Consider the following 19,235-nt stretch of genomic DNA (forward strand, 5'->3'; position numbering starts at 1 on the left):
CGTAGCCCGCGGTGATGTGGGAACAATGGGGCCCATGCTGCAGCCGCCGCGGGAGGTGACTCCCTACACCGAGCTGGATCGGGCCGCCTGGGCGCAACTGGCCGAGACCACCGAGTCACCGCTGACCGCCGAGGAGATCGAGCGGTTGCGCGGCCTCGGCGACGAGATCGACATCGACGAGGTCCGCGAGGTCTACCTGCCGCTGTCGCGGATCCTGTCGCTGTACGTCCGGCACGCCCGCGCGCTGCACAACGACACCGAGGCGTTCCTCGGCAACACCGCGTCGGGCCACACCGCGACCCGGACCCCGTTCGTGATCGGCATCGGCGGCTCGGTTGCCGTCGGCAAGTCGACCACCGCCCGGCTGCTCCGCGAGCTGCTGGCCCGCTGGCCCGAGCACCCGCGGGTCGCGCTCGTCACCACCGACGGCTTCCTCTGGCCGAACGCCGAACTGGAACGCCGCGGCCTGATGCTGCGCAAGGGCTTCCCGGAGTCCTACGACCGCAAGGCGCTGCTCCGCTTCGTCGTCGAGGTGAAGTCCGGGATGGACAACGTCGGCGCACCGGTCTACTCACACCTGCACTACGACCGCCTGGACGGCGTACGGACGACGGTCGAGCAGCCCGACATCCTCCTCCTGGAGGGCCTCAACGTCCTCCAGCCGGCCCCCCGCCACGCCGACGGCAAGAGCGGCCTCGCAGTCAGCGACTTCTTCGACTTCTCCGTCTACGTAGACGCCGCCGCCGACGACATCCGCTCCTGGTACGTCCACCGCTTCCTGAAGCTCTGGGAGACCGCGTTCCGCAACCCCGAGTCCTACTTCGTCCGCTACGGCGAACTCAGCCGCGCCGAAGCGGTCGCCAAGGCCGAGTCCCTCTGGGACGGCATCAACGGCCCGAACCTCCGCGAGAACATCCTTCCGACCCGCTCCCGCGCCACCCTGGTCCTCCGCAAGGGCGCCGACCACGCGGTCCGGTGGGTCCGCCTCCGCAAGCTCTGACCAAGCCACCTAGGCAAGCACCCCAGCCCACCGCCGCCCCGAGCCCACCGCCTCCACCACCGTCGACCCACCGCCCCCACCCCTCCCCGGCCCGCCCACACCTCAACTTTGGGCACCGGCCAGTCACTTCTGCGGCGATTTGGTGGCTGACCCGTGCTCAAAGTCGGACGGCCCGGGCGGTGGGACGTGGGCGCTGGGGGAAGCGGGCGGTGGGTGGTGGGTGGTGGGTGGTACCGAGCGACAGGAGGTATTGGTGCGCGGGACCCTCCAGCGACTGGATCCGCGGCTGAGGCGAGGGACGACTCGGTTGGCGCTGAGGGACACGTCCTGTCGTTCGGTACCGGTCCAAGTGGTTGGGCGGTCAGAGCTGGTCGCGGATCAGGGCGGCTAGGCGGTCGAGGGCGGGGGTGATCTCCTCGGGGCGGACCGAGCTGCACGACAACCGCAGGGCCTGGACCGGCTTGTCGTAGAAGTGGCTCATCGGGGTCCAGAGGACGCCGTAGTCCTGGGCTGACTTGGCCAGGAGGGTGTCGTCGACGGGGAACGGGACGGTGACGACCAGGAAGAAGCCGCCCATCGGTACGTTCCAGGTGACCTCGCCGTCCGGGAAGCGGTCGGTCAGGCCGTCGGTCAGTGCCTTCAAGTTCGTGGCGTACGTCGCCTGCTCGCGGCGGTTGGCCTCGATCAGGCTGCAGTCGTGCTGGAGGAGTTTGCCGCCGATGATGGCCTGGCCGATCGCGGAGGTGTTGACGGTGAGCATGCTCTTGATCTTGGAGAGCTCGTCGGCGAGCAGGGTCGTGGTGCCGTCGGGGTGGGCGACGAGCTGGTCGGCGACGACGTAGCCGACGCGGGCGCCGGGGAGGGCGGTCTTGGCGAAGGATCCGAGATAGATGACGCGGCGGTTGGTGTCGAGGGCTTTGAGGGTGGGGAGGCGTTCGACGCCCTCGGCAGGGAACAGCCCGTACGGGTTGTCCTCGAGGAGCAGGAGGTCTTCGGCGGCGGCGATCTCCAGCAACCGCTGCCGGGTCTCCAGGTCGAGGCTGAGGCCGGACGGGTTCGCGAAGTCGGGCATCACGTAGCAGGCCCGGGGACGGAGGCCCTCGGCGCGAGCGGATTTCATGACAGCGACCAGGTCCTCCAGGTCGATCCCATCGTTGCCCCCAGCAACAGGCAGCACCGGGAGGTCGAGGAGTCGGGCCGCGCCGGTGATCCCCACGTACGTCGGGGCTACGGCGAGCAGCACATCGTTCGAGTCCTTGCGCAGGGCGCGGAGGGCAAGGACCATCGCCTCCTGGCAGCCGACCGTCACCACCAGCGCCTCGGGGTCGACCGTGATCCCCTCGTCGGCGAGCAGGTTGCGCGCGACCAGCCGGTGCACGATGCCCTTCGTCCGCCCGTACTGGAAGACCGTCCGCCGCACCGCCGCCTCGTCGTACCCGAGCTCGTCGCGCAGGTACGCGCAGAACGTGTCGAGGTAGGAGTGCAGGTCCTCGACCGCGTAGAACTCCTCGGCCGGTCGGCCGGCGGCCAGCGAGATCGCGTCGGGGTAGTGCTGGGCGACCTCGTTGAGGAAGTTCATCGAGTTCAGCGCGCGGTCGGTGAGCGCGCCGTGCAGGTCGGTCAGATCGAGGTCAGCCATCGTTCCTCCAGCTCAGTTCCTTGACGGCCTGCAGATCCGCGCAGCCGGCGAGCAGCATCGCGTCGGTCAGCTCGCGGCGCAGCAGGCCGAAGGCTTCGTCGCAGGCGTCCACGGCGAGTGCCCAGAGCAACGGTCTTCCGATCAGTACGCCGCTCGCGCCGAGCGCGAGGGCTTTGAGTACGTCGGTGCCGCTGCGGATCCCGCTGTCGAGCAGGACGTCGATGTCGTTGCCCACCACATCGACCAGCGCGTCGATCGAGGCGACAGCGCCGTCGAGCTGCCGCCCGCCGTGGTTGGACACGACCACCGCCTCGGCGCCGATCGCGGCTGCTCGTCGGGCGTCGCGCGGGTCGAGGATTCCCTTCACCACCAGCGGAAGGTCGCATCTCGACCGCAACCATTCCAGGTCGGCCCAAGAGACCGTCGGCGAGAAGGCTGAGGCCGTGTGCGCCGCGACCGCGGAGAGCCCGGGCACGGCGGTGTGGGCCTGTCTGGTCGTCTCCAGGTTCGCCGCGACGATCCCCTCCGGCAGCGCGAACGCGTTCCGTACGTCGCGCAACCGGCGCCCCATCACCGGCACGTCCACGGTCACCACCAACGCCGAGCACCCCGCGGCGACAGCCCGCTCGACCAGCGACTCGACGACCCCGCGGTCGCGCAGCCAGTACAGCTGGAACCAGCAGTCGCCCGGGATCTTCTCCAACGGCACGCTGCTCAACGTGGAGATCACGTACGGCACGCCTGCCGCCGCGGCCGCCCGCGCCAGCTCCAGCTCCCCCTCGGGATGCACCAACCGCTGGTACGCCATCGGCGCCACTGCAACCGGCATCGCCGCCGCCGAACCAACCAACCGGTCGATTGTCACAGCGGCCTCCACCCCCGCCAGGACCCGAGGTACAAGCTGCACCCGGTCGAGCGCGCGGCGGTTGGCGCGGAGCGTCAGCTCGTCGCCGCTGCCACCGGCGATGAAGTCGGCAACTGGTTGAGCCAACCGATCAACAGCAAGTTGCTCGTAGTCCCTCAGCGCATCAACCATCACTGAAGGTCTTCCGCAACCACTCCGCCGCCTCCGCGATCGCGCGCTTTCCACCGTCCAGCGCCCCCGACATCGCGAAGAACCCGTGCACCATCCCGTCGTACCGCGACAAGGTCGTCGGCACCCCCGCGGCGTACAGCTTCTCCGCGTAGAACTCGCCCTCGTCGCGCAGCGGGTCGTACTCGGCGGTGATCACCAGCGCAGGCGGGAGCCCGGCGTGCGACGGTGCGAGCATGGGCGACGCCAACGGATCAGCGCCCTGGGCAGGGTCCGACAGGTAGTGCTGCCAGTACCAGTTCACCGACGTGCGGTTGAACAGGTACGGGTCGTCGCCCGCGCGCATCGACGCGGTGTCCGACCCGTACAGCGTGTTCGGGTAGACGAGCAACTGGCCGGCCAGCGCAGGACCGTTGTCGCGGGCAAGCAATGTCACCGCGGCCGCGAGGTTGCCTCCGGCACTGTCTCCGCCGACTACCACCGAACCGACGAACGGCGCCGCCGCGATCCACACGGTCGCGCGGTGGCAGTCGTGGACCGCTGTCGGGAACGGATGCTCCGGCGCGAGCCGGTATCCCACGGTGATCACCTGGCACCCAGCGGCGTTCACCAGGCGCCGGCAGATCCCGTCCGCCGTCTCGATGCTGCCCAGGGTCCACCCGCCGCCGAAGAAGTACACGAGCGTGGGCATCGGCCCTTCGCCGGCCGGGCGGTAGATCCGCAGCGGCAAACCCAGCGAGTCGACGAACACGTCCTCGACCGAGTGCACCGGCTCGACCTCACCGCCGACCGCCTGGATCGACGCGAGATCGGCGGCGCGCGCCTCGGCGAGGGTCTGCGTGTACAGCTGCGGTACGTCGTCGGCCGCGCGCTGCGCCCGCATCGCCTCGACCTGGGGATCAAGGGGCATCTCAGACCTCCACTGGCATCGACTCGTAGCCACGCAGGAACTGCTGGGGGTAGCGCACCGCAGGTCGCGCCTTCCGCAGGCCTGGGAAACGCTGCAGCAGCAGGGGAAACGCCAGCCGAGCCTCTGCCCGGGCCAGCGAGGCCCCGAGGCAGTAGTGCGGGCCGGCACCGAAACTCAACGGCCGCGCTCCGACCGAAGCAGCCCGTCGCTCAGCCGTACAGGTCCGCGAGTCCGGCGCGAACCGGCACGGATCGAACCGCTCCGGATCGGCGAAGCTCGCCGGGTCCCGGTTGGCCGCCCCGAGCACGATCAGCAGGACCTCCTTCGGTGGCACCGTCACCCCGGCGACCTCGATCACGTCGTCGGCGTACCGGGCCACGAACTGCACCGGCGCCTCGTACCGCAGCACCTCCTCGACGAACGGCTCCGCCGGGCACGACCGCAGCTCCGGCCGGTCGAGCAGCAGCGACATCCCGTTGCCCAGCAGGTGGATCGTCGTCACGAAGCTCGCGTTGAAGAGCACCAGCAGGTTGCAGACCAGTTCCTCGTCCGACACCTCGTGGTCGGCCGCGACCAACCGGCTGATCAGGTCGTCGGCCGGTTCCGCACGCCGTACGGCGATCAACCGGTGGTAGTACTCGCTCAGCTCGACCGTCGCCTCGCCGGCCCGCGCAAGCACCTCGGCGGTCTTACCCGTCACGTCCAGGAACTCGTTGATCCGCTGCACCCGCGGCCGGAACCACTCCAGGTCCTCGGCCGGAATGCCGAGCAGCGCCGCGACCACGCTGCTGGGCAGCAGGTAGGCGAACTCCGCCATGAAGTCCACCTCCCCGTCCGTCGCCAGCCGCGCCGCCAGACCGTCCATCAGGGCCTCGATCTGGCCGGTCATCGCCGGCTCCAGCTCCTGCACCCGGCGCGGGGTGAAGACCTGCTGGAACAGCTTCCGGGCCCGCGTGTGCTGGTCGCCGTTGCTGTACATCATCGAGTTGTTGAGCGCGGCGAGCACTGGGTGCCCGCGCCACGCGGACCCACCGTGCGAGTCGCTGAACGCGTCGTCGGTGACCCGGATCCGCGGGTCGCGCAGCACCTGGTTCACCGCGTCGTACCCGGTGACCACCGCCGCGTAGGGGCTGGTGCCCCCGATGAGGGACACCGGACCGTGCCGGCGCAGTTCGGTGTAGTACCGGTAGGGGTCCTCGAGACCTTCTGCGCTGAACAGTCCTTGCAGCACCTGGGCGGCGGTGGTCATCTCAACTCACCGGACCAGCTGCAGGGGGATCGAGTTCGCCATCGCCTGGTAGCCGGCGTCGTTCATGTGGATGTGGTCGCCGGAGTCGAAGGCGGCGTTCAGCTTGGTCGGAGCCGCGGGGTCGCGGACCACCTTGTCGAAGTCGATCACCCCGTCGAAGGTGTGCGAGTTGCGCAGCCAGGAGTTCACCGCCTGCCGGTTCGCCTCCTTCTCCGCGGTCCAGCCGCCGGGCGTGGTGAAGCCCTCGTACGGCGTGATGGTGGCCCCGAGGCTGCGGATTCCGCGCTCCTTCAGCTGCGCGTTGATCTGCTGCAGCGACGCGATGATCTGCTCGGACGAGACGCCGTCCATCCACAGGTCGTTGATCCCCAGGTGGGTGATCACCGTCTTCGGCCGGGTCTGGGCCAGCACGTCCTCGTTCAGCCGGGCCAGCGCGTTCAGTCCGAGCTGCTCGAACCCGGGCGTGCCCAGGATCGGGTCGGTGCCGTCGCGGGTCAGCCGGTTGCCGGACAGGCCGACGTTCAGGACACCGGCGTTGCCGCGGCGGTGGTCGGCGGCCAGCCGCTCGGCGAGCTGGTCGGACCAGCGGTTGTTGGCGTTCGCCGTACTGCCGACGCCCTCGGCGATCGAGTCACCGAGCACGACGACCGCGCCGTCGGCCTCGTCGGTCTGCACGTCGACGCCGGCCAGGAACGTCCAGCAGCACGCCCGGGTCGTCGTGTACGCCGTACCGCCGGTCTCGTTGGTCAGGTTGCCCGGGCCGTAGTAGTTCTCCTGGAACGTCTGCGCGTGCCAGGTGGTCGGGCCGGTCGCGGTCGGGTAGTAGACGCTGATCACCAGCGTCGCCAGGTCCGGGATCCGCAGGTTGACCGGGTCGCTGAGCAGCTCGGCGCCCTTGTTGATGCTGGCGGTGGTCTTGCCGCCGAAGGTCAGCGTGCGCTTGGTGGCCGGATCGAGGTCGGACATCGCCGGGGTGGCCGCGTTGGCCCTGGCCACGGTCGCGGCGCCGATCTGGACCGGCCGGTCGCCGTAGATGTTGGTGAACCGGATCCGGACCTTGTCGCCGCCCACCGACGGGCGGACGACGTACCGGGCGCTCTGGTCGGTCAGGCCGGTGGCGCTGAAGCCGGCGGTCTCGGGCTTGGTGATGCCGGCCGACCAACTGCCGACCCACGTCGTCTTGCTCCCCTGGTGGCCGGACGACGCACTGGTGCTCTGGGCCTCGGAGCCCGTGAACACCAGCGCCGACCCGGCGAGCGAGACGGCCGCGGCGAGCGCGGCCGATCGGACGGTACTGGAAATGCGCATTGGAACAACCCCCCATTGGGTTGAAGCGCGCGCGGGCAAGAAATACCCGGCGCGAGTGGCGGTGTCCGAAACCTAGTTCCGGAAACTCAGCGCGTCAACGGAGACTTTTAATCGCCCACTTGAATTCACCCGAAACCTGGTCGCCGGGTAATTCCGGACGTACGATCCTGCCCGGATCGAGAAGGGTGGGGTGCCATGTCGGTCGATCTCGTGGTGGGCGAAAACCTGGAGCATTCCGATTCGTACGTGGTGACCGCGCTCGGCCTGTTCGCGAGCTACGGCGACCGGCCGGCGATCGTGGCCGGCGACCGCCGGCTCAGCTACGCCGAGCTGCGCGCCCAGGTGCTCGACCTGGCGGCGACGCTGCAGGAGCGCGGCATCGGTGCGGGCACCGGCGTGCTCGTGCTGGCCGGGAACACGCTCGAACTGCCGGCGCTCCAGCTGGCGCTTCACCTGGTCGGTGCGCGGAGCATGTGGATCGCGCCGATCGCCGGGCGGCGTGAGATCGAGGCGTTCGCGCGGCTGTCCCAGCCGGACGTGTTCGTGTACGACGCGAGCACCAAGGCGGTGCTGGGCGAGCGGCTGGCCGTTCAGCTCGGCGTACCGGTGCACTGCCTGGGTCCTGGTGGGCTCGGGCCGGACCTGCTGCGGCCGCCGTCCGGGAGCTTCACCGCCGAGTACGACGACGCCGAGCCCGCCACCTGCCTGCAGACCAGCGGCACCACCGGCGAGCCGAAGCTGGTGCACCACCGGCAGGCGTTCTACGAGCAGATCCTGACCCTGGCCGCGGACTACCTGGCCGCCGGGCTGCCGGTGCTGCGGCACCTGTCGCACTCGCCGATGGCGTTCGCGAGCGGCCAGATCACCAGCTTCTTCAACCTGTTCCAGGGCGGCGTGCTGTACGTCGAGGACCAGTGGGACGCCGGGCGCGCGCTGGCGACGATCGAGCGGGAGCGGATCAACTCGACGTACGTGTCGCCGCCGCTGCTCTACCAGCTGCTGGACCACCCGGACCTGGCCACGACCGACGTGAGCAGCATGTTCATGCTCAACGTCGGTGCGGGGCCGGCGGCGCCGTCGCGGCTGCGGCAGGCGATCGCGCGGTTCGGGCCGGTGCTGCGGATCGTGTACGGGCTGAGCGAGGTCATCGTCGTGACGGCGCAGCCGGGGCTGACCGAGGACCCGGAGCATCCGGAGCGGCTGCGGTCGTCGGGTACGCCGTACGGCGATGTGCAGGTGGAGATCCGAGGCGCTGACGGGCAGGCACTCGCCGCGGGTGAGACCGGGGAGATCTACGCGACCAGCAAGCTCCGCTTCGCGGGCTACTGGGGGCGGCCGGACCTGACCGAGCGAGCGATCGTGGACGGCTGGGTGCGGACCGGCGACCTGGGCTACCTGGACGCCGACGGGTACCTGTACGTCGTCGACCGCGTGCAGGACACGATCGTCACCGGGGCGAGCAACTGGAACGTGTACTGCCGGCCGATCGAGGACCTGCTGGCGGCGCAGCCGGGGGTGCGGGCGGCGGCGGTGATCGGGGTGCCGGACGCGGAGTTCGGGGAGGTCCCGCACGCGTACGTCGTCGCGTACGCCGGGGCTGTCGTGGACGAGGCCGAGCTGCAGGAAGTCGTCCGCGGCGAGTTCAACGACATGTGGGTGCCGCGGACGATCGAGCTGCTCGACGAGCTGCCGCTGACCTCGGCCCACAAAGTCGACAAGGTCGCGCTGCGCGCCCGGCGTACGCCATGAGCGAGCCCGGCCGGCGCTCGCTGCGGCCGTCGCCCCGGGGCGCTCTGATCAGCCTGTTCACCGCGGACATCCTGTCCGCGCTGGGCACCCGGGTGTCGGCGGTCGCGATCCCCTGGCTGGTGCTGACCTCGACCGGCAGCGCCGCGAAGATGGGCGTGATCGCCGCCTGCGAGATGCTCCCGTACGCGCTCACCGGCGTCCTCGCCGCACCCGTCGCCGACCGCCTCGGCCATCGCCGGACGTCGATCATCGCCGACACCGGCAGTGCGCTCGCGCTGATCGCGATCATCGTCCTCCCCGGCACGTCGTTCCTCGAGCTCGCGCTGCTGGTCGCCGTCGGCGGCTCCCTGCGCGGTATCGGCGACCGGGTGAAGCACGTGATGCTCCGCCCGCTCGCCGAGCAGTGCGACGTCTCGATGCTGCGCATCACCAGCCTGTACGAGGGCCTCAGCCGAGCCTCCACGCTGGTCGGTGCACCCCTCGGGGGTCTGCTGATCGCCTGGCTCGGCACCCACGGCGCGCTGTGGGCCGACGCGTTCACGTTCGCAGCGTGCGCCGCCATCATCGCGACGATGGTCCACCTTCCGGAAGAGACCGCTCCTCAGGACAAGACCCCGACCGAGCCCTACTGGACGGCTCTGCGGGGTGGCTTCAGCTTCCTGCGCGGAGACCGGGTGCTGATCGGCATGATGCTGATGACCTTCGCGATCAACGTCTTCGGCCAGGCCAGCGCGACCGTCTACACGCCGCTCTGGGTCGAGGAAGTGGTCGGCACCCCGGTCGTCCTCGGCCTGCTCTTCGGCGGCTTCGCCGGCGGCGCGCTCCTCGGCAACGTCATCTTCACCGTGTACGCCGACCGCATCCCGCCGTACCGCGCGTTCGTCATCGGCGCGCTCATCGGCGGTGCACCCCGCCTCCTGACGATGGGCCTGTCGGACACCGTCTGGCTCGTCGTCTCGGTCAGCTTCCTCTGCGGGATCGCCAACGCGTCCCTCAACCCGGTCATCGGCGCCACCCTCTTCGAGCGGGTCCCCGCCGCGCTGCAGACGCGCGTGTTCGGCGTGATCGGCGCACTGACCTTCGCCGGGATCCCCGTGGGCAGCCTGCTCGGTGGCTGGAGCGCCGCGGCGCTCGGCCTGCGGCCGGCCCTCCTGTTCTCCGGCGGCCTCTTCCTGCTCGCCACCCTCATCCCCGTCGTCCAGCTGTACCGCCGCCCCGACTCCAGCCCGCAGTTCGGGGCCGCCAAGACCCAGGAGCCCGCTTGACCGACCACAGGCTGACCGAGGACACCGACCCCTACTGCCTCAAGCCGGGCGAGAGCGCCGAGCTGCTGGCCGACCATCCGTGGCGCCGCTTCGTCGTACTGGGCGACAGCGTCGCCGAGGGCCTCTGCGAGCCGCTCGACGGCTACAGCAAGCTCCAGTGGGCCGACCGCCTGGCCGCCGAACTCACCGCCGCAGCGCCCCAGCTGGAGTACCTCAACCTCGGCGTCAGCGGCCTCCGCGCCCACGAGATCCACGCCACCCAGCTCGAACCAGCGCTGGGCTTCCAGCCCGACCTGGCCCTCGTCGTCGGCGGCGGCAACGACGCCTTCAGCGCCCGGTACGACGCCGACCGCGTCGACCGCGAGCTCGCAGCGATGATCACCGCGCTCCAGACCGCCGGCGCCGACGTCCTCACGCTCGGCATGTTCGACGTCTCGGCCAGCCCGGCGATCCAGGGCTGGCTCCGCCCGGGCCTGCACCAGCGCATGCGCGAGCTGTCCGAGCGCACCCGAAAGCTGGCGGAACAGCACGGCACGATCCACGTGCACCTGACCACGCACCCGTTGTCCACCGACCCCGGCCTGTATTCCAGCGACGGGCGGCACGGAAATGCCCGCAGCGACGCAATTGCCGCGGCCGAGACAATTCGCATTCTGGGCACGCGGAAATACCCACGGAACAATTCAGCACGAGGAGGCCAGGAATGACACAGCTCGGACTGCTCGAATTCTGGGCGATGACCGACCTGGTCACCCCGATGGCACTACGGACCGTCGCGACTCTTCGCATCGCCGATCAGCTGGCGGCCGAACCAAAAGAACTGAAAGAACTCGCCGTCGCCACCGGCGCGGACCCCGACGCTCTCGGGCGGGTCCTGCGCTACCTGGCCGCCCGCGGCATCTTCGAGGCCCTCGACGGCGACCGCTTCGCGCTCGGCGAGACGGCCCGCTGGCTGCTCGACGACGACCCCAGCGCCGCCCGCCGCTGGCTGGACCAGGACGGGTACGGCGCCACCATGGACCAGGCCCACCTGGACCTGCTCGGCGTCGTACGGCGTGGTGGCCCGGTCCAGGCCGCCAACAAGACCAGCCTCGACCCGGTCGCCGCGGCGTCGTACGACCAGCTGATGGCCGCCAACACCCGCAACGAGTCCGTCCTGCTGGTCCGGGCGATCGAGTGGAGCCGCTTCGAGCACTTGGTCGACGTCGGCGGCGGCACCGGCGTCCAGCTGGCCGCGATCCTCGCCGCCACTCCCCAGATGCACGGCACCCTGGTCGAGCTGCCGACCAGCGTGGACAGCGCCCGCCAGCGCTTCGAGCAGGCCGGCCTGACCGGCCGCTGCGACATCCTGTCCGGTGACGTGCTCCAGCTGGAGCTGCCCACCGCCGACGCCTTTCTGCTCCGGATGCTGCTGCACTCGTTCGAGGACGACCAGGCCGTCGACGTGCTCTCCCGCTGCCGCCGGGCGCTGCGGCCCGGCGGCTCGGTCTTCGTCGCCGAGGCGGCCGACACCCATCAGGCGGCCTTCACGACGATGGACCTGATCGTGCTGGTGCTCGGACACGGCCGCGAACGCACGCTCGCCCAGTACGACGAACTGGCGGCCGCCGCCGGCCTGCGCCGGACCGGCATCCACACCCCGCCGGCTGGACCCCGCGCGCTCGAGTACACAGCCTGATCACGGTTCGACCAGCAGCGGGCCGGTCACGTGCACGGCCCGCTTCAGGTTGAGGACCTCGCCGTGCTCGTGCGACCCGACCCGCAGGAAGCACCCGGCGGCCTGCCGCCCGAACGTGTACTGCCCGACCGAGTACGGGACGTCGGCCTGCAGCTGCTCGCCCGTCTGCACGTTGACGAAGTCCATCGTCAGCCGGTCCGGCCGCACGTAGTCCTGCAGCAGGTACGACCCGGTGCCCGACACAGCCTCCGCCAGCCCGGCCCGCCACTCCTCGACCGGGCACTCGTGCCCGACCAGTACGCCGGAACCGCCGTACTCGTCGGCCGGCTTGAGCACGAGCTCGGCCTGCCGCTCGGTGGCCATCTCGACCAGCTCGGGCGTCATCACCCGGCTCCACGGCACGTGCCGCCGGACCGCCTCCTGGTCGTCGGCCGGCAGCAGGTCGAAGTCGTCCCACAGCCAGGCCAGCAGCAGCTTGTTCGCCAGCAGCCAGCCCGCGGACGAGGTGAACAGCTTCGACTGCCCGGACGCGACCGCCGCCTTGAGCGCGGCCTGGCCCGGGTTCTGCGGCATGTCGGTGCAGACGAAGAGCCGGAACACCGACTCGACCAGCCGGCCCTGGTTGACCAGCCGGCCCTCGTCGTCGCTCGCCAGCCAGTGCACCGGCGCCACGTCGACGTCGAGCCCGAACGCCCGGCCGCGCTCGATGAACGGGTCGAGCAGCTTGAGGATCGCGGGGATGTTGTCGCTGCCGGGGTACTCGCCCTCGGTCCGCAGCACCATCGTCAGCCGGCTGCCCGGCTCCAGCCCGAGCAGGTCGACGATCGCGCGGTAGCGCTGGTCGACCGGCGACGGCGGCGCGTCGACCGCGAGCAGCGAGTCCAGCCCGTGGGTGCGCCACATCTGCAGGAACCGGGTCGAGACGCCCTCGGTGTCCCAGACGCAGCCCACCTCGCTGCCGATGTTGAACTCGACGAACTTCGGGATCCCGTCGCTGATCAGCACATCCGGCCGGCCGGACTGCAGCAGGTGCTCGCCGAGCGGCTCGTCGTCGTCCAGGTACTCGATCAGGCCGTCCGGGGTGCCGAGCAGCTTGCGCAGCTCACCGGCGGTGGTGGCCCGGCGCAGCGCGGTCTGCAGGACGAGTCCGAGCAGCCGGTCCATGACGCGGCCGAGTTCGTCGTACCGGGTGCGGTCGATCAGCACGGGGCGCAGCGGCCGCCAGTCCCGGTTGAAGGTGAGGACCCGGTCGAAGACGCGCTTCCAGTCCTCGTTGCCGGCGGCGATCACCTTCTCGCGGGTTGCCGCCGGCACCTTCTCCCAGGCGTCGAACGGCTCGGCCCGCCAGTCGTAGCTCAGGTCCATCGGTTCAGCTCCGTTTCGTCCACGAGCAGCAGACCGCCGGTCAGCGCGCCCTGGGTGAGGTTCACGACGCCACCGGCTCCGGGTGGCGAGAAGCGGGTGAAGACCCCCGCGGGAATCCGGTCGAACAGGTACGTCGAGACGCAGTACGAGACATCGGCCTCGACCACGTCGCCGGTGGCCGGCTGCAGGAACTGCATGGTCAGCGGGTCGGCCTCGATCAGCTCCTGGACGATGTGCGGCCCGGTCGCCGCGTCGAGCGCGGCCACCCAGTCCTCGTCCGAGGTGAGCGGACCGATGAACACCCCGTGCCCGCCGTAGTCGTCGGTCGGCTTGAGGACCAGCCGCTCCCGGTGGTCGATCGCGCGCTGCCGCAGCTCCGGCCCGTAGACCCAGGTCCGCGGGATGTGCGCCCGGATCACCTCGGCGTCCTCCGCGGGCAGGCTGTCGACGTCCTCCCACAGCCAGGCGAAGATCGTCTTGTTGCTGAGCAGCCACACCGCGCTCGGCAGGTACGTGCGAACCGTCCCGGCGTGATGAGCGGCGTGGACGGCGGCCAGCCCCGGACTGTCGTTCACGTACGTCGGGACGTACATCCGCCAGACCGCGTCCAGCGTCAGCTCCCCAGCGACCAGGCGCCCGTCCGCGTCCTGCTCGAGCCACTCGATCGGGTAGACGACCAGGTCGACCCCCAGCTCACGGCCGCGGTCGGCGAACGGCTGCAGCCGGTTGATCATGTAGTTCGGCCGGTCCGCGCCCGGGTAGCCGCCGCCCGCGGTGAACAGCATCGCGGTCACCTTGCCAGCGCCGACGTCGGCCCGGATCGCGTCGAACCGCGCGTCCACCGCCGACGGCGGCGCCGCGGCCTTCAGGTCGCGGAACATCTGCTCGCCGACGTACACGTCCATCCACCGCTTGATCACACCGTCGGCGTCCAGGACCCCACCGAGCGCGCTCTCCACGTTGCACTCGACCATCCGCGGGACGCCGCGCTCCAGCAGCAGGTCGGAGCGGATCGCGTTGATCAGCCGCCCGGTCAGCGGCTCGTTGTCGTCGAGCAGCTGGATCCGGCCCTCGGCCACACCGAGCACCTTGCGCAGCTCGCCCGCCGTCCGGGCCCGGCGCCGGCAGCACTCCAGGACGAGCCGCGACACCTGCTGGGTGACCCGGTTCATCTCCGCGTACGCCGCGTGCGTGGCGACCGGCGACCGCAGCGGGATCCAGTTCTGGTTCTGCAGGGCCACGTCGTCGTAGACCTGCTCCGCGTACTTGTGGCCGTAGGCAAGTAGTTTCGCCCGGACCGGTTCCGGCAGCTCCGGCCACAGCTCAGCCGCCGACGGTCGTGCAGTCATCGTTCCCCCTCCAGTACGGCGTGCACCGCGGCCACCAGGTGGTCCCGGCCGGGTTGCACCGCGCGATCGAGCCCGAGCGCGAACGGCAGCACCGCGCCGTCCGGCCGGGTCACCCGGCGTGGCGGCACGTCGAGCGCGAACCGCTCGGCCGCGATCGCCAGCACCTCGGCGCCGAAGCCGCTGGTCCGGTTCGAGTCGTCGACGACCACCAGCCGCCGGGTCTTCGCCACCGACGCGGCCAGCCCGTCGACGTCGAACGGGTAGACCGTCCGCGGGTCGAAGACCTCCACCCGCCCCGGCAGTTCGTCGGCCACCACCAGCGCCTCCTGCACCAAGTGGCCGAGAGCAACGACAGTCACATCGCTCCCCTCCCGCACCACCTGCCCGCTCCCGAGCCCCACCGCCTTCAAGTCGGCGAACTCGACATCCTCCCGAATCCCCAAGGCACCAGCCGGCGCGAAGACCACCACCGGATCGTCATCCCGGATCGCCGACCGCAGCAGCCCGTAGGCGTCACCTGGCGACGACGGCACCACCGTCTTCACCCCCACGTGCGCGAACAGGTTGTACGGATGGTCCGAGTGCTGCCCCGCCCACCCGGTCCGCGACCCCGACCCGGTGACGACGTACGTGACCGGGACGCGACACTGCCCACCGGTCATCAGCGAGAACTTGTGCGCCTGGTTCACGATCTGCTCGAAGACCAGGAACAGCAGCGACGGGATCTGGAACTCGATCACCGGCCGCAGCCCGGCCAGCGCCGCACCGGTGGCGAAGTTCGTGAACGCCTGCTCGGACAGCGGGGTGTCCAGCACCCGCTCGGGACCGAACCGGTCGAACAACCCGGCGGTCAGGTTCGAGGCCGCCACCCGGACGTCCTCGCCGAGCACGAACACCGACTCGTCGGCGGCCAGCTCGTCGCCGAGGGCCCGGTTCAGCGCCTTCAGGTAGGAGAGTTTCGGCATCAGGGCCGCACCCCCGCGTACAGGAACTCGAGAGCGGCAGCCGGGTCGGGATGGGCCGAACCCATCGCGAACCCGGCCGCCGCGTCGAGCAGGGCCTCGATCTCGGCCTCCACGGCTGCCCGTTCCCCGGCAGCCAGCCGTGCGCCCTGGATCTCCACTGGGTCCCGCGACCGCCCAGTCGAGAGCTCGTCGGTACTGCGGTAGTTCAGCCTGGTCCGGTGCTCGAACGTGTGGTGCGCGTCGAACCGGTACGTCGTGCACTCCAGGAACGTCGGACCGCGCCCGGCCCGGGCCCGGGCGACCGCGGCAGTCGTTGCCGCGAGCACCTTCTCCGGGTCCTGGCCGTCGACGGTGAAGGCCGGCATCCCGAACGCCTGGGCCCGGCCGGTGATGCTGCCCGCGACCGCCGACGCCACCGGCATCGTGGTGGCGTACCCGTTGTTCTCGCAGACGAAGACCACCGGAACGCGCCACAGCGCGGCCAGGTTGAAGGCCTCCAGCAGCATCCCCTCGTTCATGGCGCCGTCACCGAAGAAGCTCGCGGCGACGACGTCCTTGCCCTGCCGCCGGTACGCCCACGCGGCGCCGGTCGCGATCGACCCGGCGGCGCCGACGATCGCGTTCGCGCCGAGGATGCCGAGGCCGAAGTCGGCCGCGTGCATCGAGCCGCCGCGCCCCCGGTTCAGCCCGGTCTCCCGGCCCATCAGCTCGGCGAGCATCCGGGCCGGGTCCGCACCCTTGGCGAGCACGTGGCCGTGCCCGCGGTGGGTGCTGGTGATCACGTCGTCCGGACGCAGCGCCGCGCAGACTCCCGCGGCGATCGCCTCCTGCCCGACGTACGGGTGGATGCCGCCGACGATCTCCCCGGACCGGACGAACTCCATCGCCCGTTCCTCGAAGCGCCGGATCAAACGCACGGTCCGGTAGAGATCCCTGGCGGTCATGTCAGCCCTTGATCGCCGTGTGGATGGCGTCCCAGAGCCGGGCGCGGGCGGCCAGCGCGGTGTTGATGGTGTCCGCGCACTGGTCCCACTTGGTGTCGTCGTCACCGCACAGGTCGGCGACCATCTGCATCGCCATCGGGGTGTGGAACTCGCCGTCCACCTCGATGTGCCGCTCCAGGTAGTCGACGAACGTGTTCAGCTTCTTCGACCGCTCGTTCACCGCGACCACCTGGGTGAACATGTCCGGGATCAGGTCCTCGCGGCCGAACGCGAACGCCGCCGCCTGGCAGTGCACGGGTGCTTGCTCGATGATCTGCCAGGTGGTCCCGGCGAAGTCGATCGACGCCTGCGGTACGCCGGCCGCGTGCAGCGACTCGATCACCGGCCCGCCCTCGCGGAGCAGCTCGACCAGCCGGTTGATCGCCGTGGTGTCGGCGCCGGCCTCCTCCATCCCGTTCACGTACAGCTCGAAGTGGCTGATGAACCCGCCGTCGAGCTCGTCGGACTCCTCGACCATGACGATGTCGTTGATCAGCCGCCGGCTGCCCGGGTACGCCGTCGGCACCCACGGCACCGTGACGCAGGTCAGCTCGCGCTGCAGCGACTTGAGCAGAGACATGAAGTCCCAGACCGCGAAGACGTGGTGCTCCATGAACGTGACCAGCGACTCGTGCGTGTCCAGGCTCCCGTACAGCGGGTGCTGGACGACGATGTCGCGGGCCTCGCCGACGGCCTTCTCCAGCCGTTCGATCCCCGGGTGGGTCTGACCCCAGTCGTAACGAGACATGATGTGCTCCTTGGTTAGCGGTCGGCCCAGAGGGTGGGGCAGAAGTCCGGGTCGGCGTAGTCGGGCCGCCCGTCGGAGGTGCGGCGGACGACGGCGTCGTGGTTGTACGCCGCCAGGGATCCGTCGCTGAGCGGGAACTCCCGGTAGGAGTTGCCGCCGTCCTGCAGGTGCAGGGAGATCGCGCGGCGTGGGCGGTCGCTGACGTTCGCGCCCGAGCCGTGGTAGGTCCGGCAGTGGTGGAAGTTCATGTGCCCGCGCGGAATGGTGATCGGGATCTTGACCACCTCGACGCCGTTGTGCGCGGCGTTCTCGGCGAGCATCTCGTCCAGCTCGGAGCGGTCCCGCTCGGCGAAGTGCCGGACCACGGTGTCGTTGGCGCCGATCTCCTGCCACCGGTGGCTGCCGTCGACCATCGTGATCGTGCCCATCTCGGGCGGGCAGTCGTGGAACGGGATGAACGCGGTCAGCATCCGGTCCGAGGACGACGACGACCAGTAGTGCTTGTCGAAGTGCCAGGGCACGATGTTCGACGGCTCACCGGAGATCGGTGGCTTGTAGATCAGCGTCGACTGGAAGATCCGGATCTCGTCGACCTGGGCCAGCCGGGCCGCGACCGCGCCGATCAGCGGCTTGCGCAGGATCTTGGCCAGCCCGTCGTGCTCGTAGTGCACGTAGTCGTTGTGCCGCTGCACGTCACCCTTCGACGGGTCCCAGTACGCCAGCTTCGGCGGCGCCGTGGGCAGCGTCCGGTCCCGCTCGCCGGCGTAGTACCGCTCGCTGGCGTTGACCAGCTCGTCGGTCTCGTCGTCGGTGAGCAGCTTCTTGGACAGGTACCAGCCGTGCTCGTTGTAGAAGGCAACGTCCTCGTCGGTCGGCAGCAGCGCGACCTCCTCCTCGGACAGCCGGAACTCCAGCGTGCTCATACCTCGACTCCCTGCAGATCGCGCTCCTTGGCCTCGTAGAGCGCCTTGATGTTGCCGCTGCCGAACGTCATCGCGCCGCGCCGCTCGATGATCTCCAGGAACAGCGTCCGGCGGACGTGCATCGACTCGGTGAAGATCTGCAGCAGCTGGCCCCAGTGGTCGCGGTCGACCAGGATGCCGAGCTTCTCCAGGTCCTCGATCGGCGTCTCGACCTCACCGACCCGGTCCGGCAGGGCCTGGTAGTACGTCGACGGCGACGCGAGGAAGTTGACCCCGCGCTCGGCGAGCGTGCCGACCGCCTCGACGATGTCGCTGGTCCGCAAGGCGATGTGCTGTACGCCGGCGCCCGCGTGCCAGGTCAGGAAGTCGTTGATCTGCCCCGGCCGGCGGTTCGGGTCGGGCTCGATCAGCGTGAACGTGACGTGCTTCGACGGGCTCTGGACGACCGTCGACTCCATCCCCTGGCCTGCCACCTCGATGTACTCGTCGAAGATCGGCAGGAACCCGAAGACGTGCTCGTAGAAGTCCACGGTCGGCTTCAGCTGCCCCGACGGCACGCAGATCGCCAGGTGGTCGATCTCGCTGAACAGCTTCTCGTCGGGTCCGTCCGACGGCTCGCTGATCTGGTACGCGCCGGGCAGGAACTCGCGCCGCGGCCCGTGCCGCTCGACCAGCCGGTGGATCACGTCACCGAAGCCCGCGACCTCCGCGACCACGACGGTGGTCTCCTGCTCGTCGGTGTACGTCGTGGGCTCGGCGACCGACTCCGCACCGCGGCCCAGCAGCTCGGTGTAGGCGACCGCCGCGTTGTCGACCTCCAGGCCGACCACCGCGACCCCGTCCCCGTGCCGCTGCACGTACTCGGCCGCCGGGTGCTCCGAGGACAGTCCCGAGGTGAGCACGATCTGCACCGCGCTCTCCCGCAGCAGCAGCGACCGCTGCCCGTCGAGCCCGGTCTCCGGCCCCCCGTGACCGTGCACCTGCAGACCGAAGGCGTGCGTCAGGTAGAACGCCGCCTGCTTCGCGTCACCGACGTACAGCTCCACATGGTCGATCCCGTAGATCTCCATC

General features: G+C 70.2%; 17 protein-coding genes. 5 read left to right on the plus strand and 12 right to left on the minus strand.

Features of this window, described 5'->3' with window-relative positions; genetic code table 11:
* The first annotated feature begins 34 nt into the window (after nucleotides 1–34).
* The gene (coaA, locus tag AB0M01_RS35985; protein ID WP_363676983.1) at nucleotides 35–1,000 is read left to right on the plus strand and encodes a type I pantothenate kinase; all 966 of its coding nucleotides are present in this window, start codon (nucleotides 35–37) and stop codon (nucleotides 998–1,000) included.
* 361 nt (nucleotides 1,001–1,361) lie between these two features.
* Here coaA and AB0M01_RS35990 read toward each other — a convergent pair whose 3' ends face one another.
* From AB0M01_RS35990 to AB0M01_RS36010, 5 genes are read right to left on the minus strand one after another with little or no spacing between them, the layout of a single operon-like run.
* Entirely contained in the window at nucleotides 1,362–2,639 is a 1,278-nt protein-coding gene (locus tag AB0M01_RS35990) for a PLP-dependent aminotransferase family protein (RefSeq protein WP_363676984.1), read from the minus strand.
* The gene (locus tag AB0M01_RS35995) at nucleotides 2,632–3,675 is read right to left on the minus strand and encodes an alpha-hydroxy acid oxidase (RefSeq protein ID WP_363676985.1); all 1,044 of its coding nucleotides are present in this window, start codon (nucleotides 3,673–3,675) and stop codon (nucleotides 2,632–2,634) included. Before AB0M01_RS35995 ends, AB0M01_RS35990 begins: the two co-directional genes overlap by 8 nt.
* Nucleotides 3,668–4,582, minus strand: coding sequence for an alpha/beta hydrolase (locus AB0M01_RS36000; RefSeq protein WP_363676986.1), 915 nt, complete (start codon nucleotides 4,580–4,582; stop codon nucleotides 3,668–3,670). Before AB0M01_RS36000 ends, AB0M01_RS35995 begins: the two co-directional genes overlap by 8 nt.
* A 1-nt stretch (nucleotide 4,583) precedes the next feature.
* Nucleotides 4,584–5,831 (minus strand): cytochrome P450, encoded by a 1,248-nt coding sequence (locus AB0M01_RS36005; RefSeq protein ID WP_363676987.1) that lies wholly within the window; start codon nucleotides 5,829–5,831, stop codon nucleotides 4,584–4,586.
* A gap of 6 nt (nucleotides 5,832–5,837) precedes the next feature.
* Complete coding sequence (locus AB0M01_RS36010; protein ID WP_363676988.1) at nucleotides 5,838–7,139, minus strand: SGNH/GDSL hydrolase family protein; 1,302 nt, start codon at nucleotides 7,137–7,139, stop codon at nucleotides 5,838–5,840.
* Nucleotides 7,140–7,334: 195 nt separating this feature from the next.
* On the opposite strand from AB0M01_RS36010, the gene AB0M01_RS36015 reads away from it, so the two are divergent.
* Genes AB0M01_RS36015 through AB0M01_RS36030 form a run of 4 tightly spaced genes read left to right on the plus strand, consistent with a single transcriptional unit; the run spans nucleotide 7,335 to nucleotide 11,831 of the window.
* Nucleotides 7,335–8,888, plus strand: coding sequence for an AMP-binding protein (locus tag AB0M01_RS36015; RefSeq protein WP_363676989.1), 1,554 nt, complete (start codon nucleotides 7,335–7,337; stop codon nucleotides 8,886–8,888).
* Entirely contained in the window at nucleotides 8,885–10,153 is a 1,269-nt protein-coding gene (locus tag AB0M01_RS36020; protein ID WP_363676991.1) for an MFS transporter, read from the plus strand. Before AB0M01_RS36015 ends, AB0M01_RS36020 begins: the two co-directional genes overlap by 4 nt.
* Nucleotides 10,150–10,860 (plus strand): SGNH/GDSL hydrolase family protein, encoded by a 711-nt coding sequence (locus AB0M01_RS36025; RefSeq protein WP_363676992.1) that lies wholly within the window; start codon nucleotides 10,150–10,152, stop codon nucleotides 10,858–10,860. The genes AB0M01_RS36020 and AB0M01_RS36025 overlap by 4 nt, the downstream gene beginning before the upstream one ends.
* Nucleotides 10,857–11,831, plus strand: coding sequence for a methyltransferase (locus tag AB0M01_RS36030; protein WP_363676993.1), 975 nt, complete (start codon nucleotides 10,857–10,859; stop codon nucleotides 11,829–11,831). The genes AB0M01_RS36025 and AB0M01_RS36030 overlap by 4 nt, the downstream gene beginning before the upstream one ends.
* Here the strand turns inward: AB0M01_RS36030 and AB0M01_RS36035 are convergent, their stop codons facing one another.
* From AB0M01_RS36035 to hppD, 7 genes are read right to left on the minus strand one after another with little or no spacing between them, the layout of a single operon-like run.
* Nucleotides 11,832–13,196 carry a hypothetical protein gene (locus tag AB0M01_RS36035; protein WP_363676994.1) on the minus strand — a complete coding sequence of 455 codons (1,365 nt, stop codon included), beginning with the start codon at nucleotides 13,194–13,196 and terminating at the stop codon, nucleotides 11,832–11,834.
* Complete coding sequence (locus tag AB0M01_RS36040; RefSeq protein ID WP_363676995.1) at nucleotides 13,187–14,545, minus strand: hypothetical protein; 1,359 nt, start codon at nucleotides 14,543–14,545, stop codon at nucleotides 13,187–13,189. Before AB0M01_RS36040 ends, AB0M01_RS36035 begins: the two co-directional genes overlap by 10 nt.
* Complete coding sequence (locus tag AB0M01_RS36045) at nucleotides 14,542–15,510, minus strand: transketolase C-terminal domain-containing protein (RefSeq protein ID WP_363676996.1); 969 nt, start codon at nucleotides 15,508–15,510, stop codon at nucleotides 14,542–14,544. The genes AB0M01_RS36040 and AB0M01_RS36045 overlap by 4 nt, the downstream gene beginning before the upstream one ends.
* Nucleotides 15,510–16,454, minus strand: a complete 945-nt coding sequence (locus tag AB0M01_RS36050) for a thiamine pyrophosphate-dependent dehydrogenase E1 component subunit alpha (RefSeq protein ID WP_363676998.1) — start codon at nucleotides 16,452–16,454, stop codon at nucleotides 15,510–15,512. Before AB0M01_RS36050 ends, AB0M01_RS36045 begins: the two co-directional genes overlap by 1 nt.
* Nucleotide 16,455: 1 nt before the next feature.
* Complete coding sequence (locus AB0M01_RS36055; protein ID WP_363676999.1) at nucleotides 16,456–17,241, minus strand: DUF3050 domain-containing protein; 786 nt, start codon at nucleotides 17,239–17,241, stop codon at nucleotides 16,456–16,458.
* Nucleotides 17,242–17,255: 14 nt separating this feature from the next.
* Nucleotides 17,256–18,164, minus strand: a complete 909-nt coding sequence (locus AB0M01_RS36060) for a phytanoyl-CoA dioxygenase family protein (RefSeq protein ID WP_363677001.1) — start codon at nucleotides 18,162–18,164, stop codon at nucleotides 17,256–17,258.
* The gene (hppD, locus tag AB0M01_RS36065; protein ID WP_363677003.1) at nucleotides 18,161–19,234 is read right to left on the minus strand and encodes a 4-hydroxyphenylpyruvate dioxygenase; all 1,074 of its coding nucleotides are present in this window, start codon (nucleotides 19,232–19,234) and stop codon (nucleotides 18,161–18,163) included. Before hppD ends, AB0M01_RS36060 begins: the two co-directional genes overlap by 4 nt.
* Nucleotide 19,235 lies beyond the last annotated feature (1 nt).

It is taken from the genome of Kribbella sp. NPDC051770 (genome assembly GCF_040681455.1).
In the GTDB taxonomy this organism is placed as follows: domain Bacteria; phylum Actinomycetota; class Actinomycetes; order Propionibacteriales; family Kribbellaceae; genus Kribbella.